The organism is Mesorhizobium sp. M7A.F.Ca.CA.002.15.2.1 (assembly GCF_003998715.1).
Lineage (GTDB): Bacteria > Pseudomonadota > Alphaproteobacteria > Rhizobiales > Rhizobiaceae > Mesorhizobium > Mesorhizobium ciceri.
Genome location: NZ_RZPI01000659.1, coordinates 1 through 3038 on the forward strand (window position 1 = coordinate 1; position 3038 = coordinate 3038).

The window sequence follows — 3038 nt, forward strand, 5'->3', positions numbered from 1 at the left end:
GTGTCGGAGCAGACGAACATGTGGCCGCCATGGTCGTCGAGGATGACTTCGTCGAGATAGACGTTCTCGGCCGCGCACAGCGCGCAGGGCTGGTCGAAGGTCTGGACCTCGAACGGATGATCCTCGAAGTCGAGGCTGACCACTTCGGTGAAAGGCGGCACCGCGTAGATGCGCTTTTCGCGGCCGGCGCCAAACAGCTGCAGGGCCGGCGAGCGGTGCATCTTGGGATTGTCGAATTTCGGCGTCGGCGAGGGGTCCATCACATAGCGGCCCTCGACCTTGACCGGATAGGCATAGGTGGTGGCGATGCGGCCGTGCTTGGCGATGTCCTCGTAGAGCTTGACGTGCATGAGGCCATATTCCTCCAGCGCGTGCATTTTGCGCGTTTCGGTCTCGCGCGGTTCGAGGAAGCGCAGGGGTTCGGGGATCGGCACCTGGTAGACCAGCACCTGGGCCGCCGTCAGCGGATGCTCGGGAATGCGGTGGCGGGTCTGGATGATTGTGGCGCTGGCAGTGTCGGTCGTCACCGCGACATTGGCGACCTTCTTGAAGAAGGCGCGGATCGACACCGCATTGGTGGTGTCGTCGGCGCCCTGGTCGATGACCTTCAGCACATCGTCCGGGCCGATGATCGAAGCGGTGACCTGGACGCCGCCGGTGCCCCAGCCGTAGGGCATCGGCATTTCGCGCGAAGCGAACGGCACCTGGTAGCCGGGAATGGCGATGCCCTTGAGGATCGCCCGGCGGATCATCCTTTTGGTCTGCTCGTCGAGATAGGCGAAGTTGTAGGTGGCGATGTCGGTCATGGCGATCACATCCACATTGTGCTATCGAATTGGCGTCCAGGACGCGGATACAGGGGCGAATTCAGATGAACTCGACCGGATGGATGCATCTCGGAATTCTGTTGGTGGTGTTCGCCGGCGTCGTTCTCTTCTTCCTTCGGCGCATGATTCTGCCCGGCCCCAAAGAAGGCTCTCAAGGTGAGTCCGTGGGCGTCGGCAATGGTGATTACTCCGGGTATGACGGCTATGGCGGTCATTCCCACGATGGTGGCGGCCATGGTGGCGTCGGGCACTAAATTCATTCCGCAGCCTCCGATCCCCTGGCATAGCGCGCCAGCCGCTCATTGAGCGTGCCGGTGTGCAGTTCGAACATGTGGTTGTCTTCGTCGTAGAAATAGATCGAGCGGCCTTCACCCTCGACGCGCGGGCGCGGCGGGCGCATGTCGAGGCCGAGCCTGCCGATGCGCTCGGCATAGCGGTCGAAATCGGCGTCATCGATCTTGAAGGCGATGTGGTTGTAGCTGCGCTCCGGCAAGGGTTCGCCCTCCATGATGGCGACCCAGATGTCACCGATCAGGAAGAATTTTTCGGGCGACAGCGAGAACTGCCTGGCGTCGCTGACATAGACTTCGCGTGCGTCGAATACGCCCTCGAGGATTTCGGTCATCCGCTCGAGATCGCGGACGATGAAGGTCATGTGGGAAAGGCCCTCGATCATTCCGCGGCCTCCCGCTTCTCTTCGACCTTCACGGGGTTTTGGCGGGCGTCATATTCGGCACGCATGCGGCGCACGAGATCGAGTTCGGCCTGGAAATCGACATAGTGCGGCAGCTTCAGATGCTCGACGAAGCCGGTCGCCTGGACATTGTCGGAGTGCGAGATGACGAACTCCTCGTCCTGGGCCGCGGCGACGACATCCTCGCCGAGCTCCTTCGCGCGCAGCGCCCGGTCGCAGAGTGCCACGGCCATCGCCTTGCGTTCGCTCTGGCCGAAGACCAGGCCGTAGCCGCGGGTGAATTGCGGCGGCGCCTTGGCCGAGCCTTTGAACTGGTTGACCATCTGGCATTCGGTGACGCGGACAGTGCCGAGCGGCACCGAGAAGGGCAGTTCGGGCACGTCGAGCTCCAACTCGACTTCGCCGATGCGGATCTCGCCGACGAAGGGGTGGTTGCGGGCATAGCCGCGCTGGGTGGAATAGCCGAGCGCCAGCAGGAACCCTTCATCGCCGCGTGACAGCGCCTGCAGGCGGATGTCGCGCGCCATCGGGAATTCGAGCGGCTCGCGGGTGATGTCGCCGGGGACATGATCCTGCGGCATGTCGCCATCCGGTTCGATCAAGCCTTCGCGGGCGAGGATCGCCGAGACGCGCGGCATGGCTTGCGCTTCCGTGTCGCGCAGCAAGGGCTCGGCGACATCGGCGCCGGCGGCAAGCTCGGGATCGAGCAGCCGGTGGGTGTAGTCGAAGGTCGGTCCGAGCAACTGGCCGCCGGGCAGATCCTTGTAGGTCGCCGAGACGCGCCGCTCGACCAGCATGTTGGCGGTGTCGATGGGCCTGGAGTAGCCGAAGCGCGGCAGCGTGGTGCGGTAGGCGCGCACCAGGAAGATCGCCTCGATCATGTCGCCGCGCGCCTGGACGATGGCGAGCGCGGCCAGTTCACGATCATAGAGCGAGCCTTCGCTCATCACCCGGTCGACGCCGAGCGCCAGCTGCTCGACGATCTGGTCGAGACGAAGGGCGGGCACCGAACGGTCGCCACGCCGGCGGTCGGCCAGCAGGCTGTGGGCGTTGGCGATTGCCGCTTCGCCACCTTTTACCGCGACATACATCTTACGCCTCCATCGTCTTGATGCGCGTCGTGCGCGGTAGGCAGGCGATGCCGCCTGATGTGGCGAGGATGATGTCGACGCCGCGCGGAAAGCGCTTGATATTCTGCTTCCACTGCTCGACGAAATGGCGTGGCATCTGCGCCGGCGCGATCGTGGCGCTGGTTTCGATGCCGGGACCTTCGAGCAATAGCGGCGTGCCGGAGACCAGATCGCTGACCTGCAGGATCAGCGTGGTCGAGCGGTCGGGATAATCCTGCGTGCCCTGCGAAAAGCCATCGAGCGCCATCATCTCGGCAGGTGCTGCGACCAAGGCGAAATGCGCATCGGCCGGTGTGTTGGCCAATGGCGCGCCGGTATGGAACCCAAGCCACGATCTGATCGCGGTGGAGGCCTGCAAAGCCGGGTCGAGCCAGAGCGGCGTGTCAT

General features: G+C 64.1%; 5 protein-coding genes. 1 reads left to right on the forward strand and 4 read right to left on the reverse strand.

Annotation, left to right across the window (positions count from 1 at the left end; genetic code table 11):
• On the reverse strand, positions 1-806 hold an 806-nt coding region (locus tag ENZ74_RS27055), incomplete at its 3' end, for an alpha-D-ribose 1-methylphosphonate 5-phosphate C-P-lyase PhnJ (RefSeq protein ID WP_127313115.1).
• A 65-nt stretch (positions 807-871) separates the two neighbouring features.
• Between ENZ74_RS27055 and ENZ74_RS34520 the strand changes: the two genes are divergently transcribed.
• Positions 872-1081 (forward strand): hypothetical protein, encoded by a 210-nt coding sequence (locus ENZ74_RS34520; protein ID WP_063169036.1) that lies wholly within the window; start codon positions 872-874, stop codon positions 1079-1081.
• A gap of 2 nt (positions 1082-1083) precedes the next feature.
• Here the strand turns inward: ENZ74_RS34520 and fosX are convergent, their stop codons facing one another.
• The 3 genes from fosX to phnH form a co-directional block, all read right to left on the reverse strand.
• Positions 1084-1503: a FosX/FosE/FosI family fosfomycin resistance hydrolase gene (gene fosX / locus ENZ74_RS27065; RefSeq protein ID WP_063169035.1), complete on the reverse strand. Its 420-nt coding sequence runs from the start codon at positions 1501-1503 to the stop codon at positions 1084-1086.
• Positions 1500-2612 (reverse strand): carbon-phosphorus lyase complex subunit PhnI, encoded by a 1113-nt coding sequence (locus ENZ74_RS27070; protein WP_063169034.1) that lies wholly within the window; start codon positions 2610-2612, stop codon positions 1500-1502. Before ENZ74_RS27070 ends, fosX begins: the two co-directional genes overlap by 4 nt.
• 1 nt (position 2613) lies before the next feature.
• On the reverse strand, positions 2614-3038 hold a 425-nt coding region (gene phnH, locus ENZ74_RS27075; protein WP_127313116.1), incomplete at its 5' end, for a phosphonate C-P lyase system protein PhnH.

What these genes read in the sequence shown, in the direction of transcription:
- ENZ74_RS34520 (WP_063169036.1), top strand. Translation starts at nt 872, where the DNA reads ATGAACTCGACCGGATGGATGCATCTCGGAATTCTGTTGGTGGTGTTC.
- fosX (WP_063169035.1), bottom strand. Translation starts at nt 1,503, where the DNA reads ATGATCGAGGGCCTTTCCCACATGACCTTCATCGTCCGCGATCTCGAG.
- ENZ74_RS27070 (WP_063169034.1), bottom strand. Translation starts at nt 2,612, where the DNA reads ATGTATGTCGCGGTAAAAGGTGGCGAAGCGGCAATCGCCAACGCCCAC.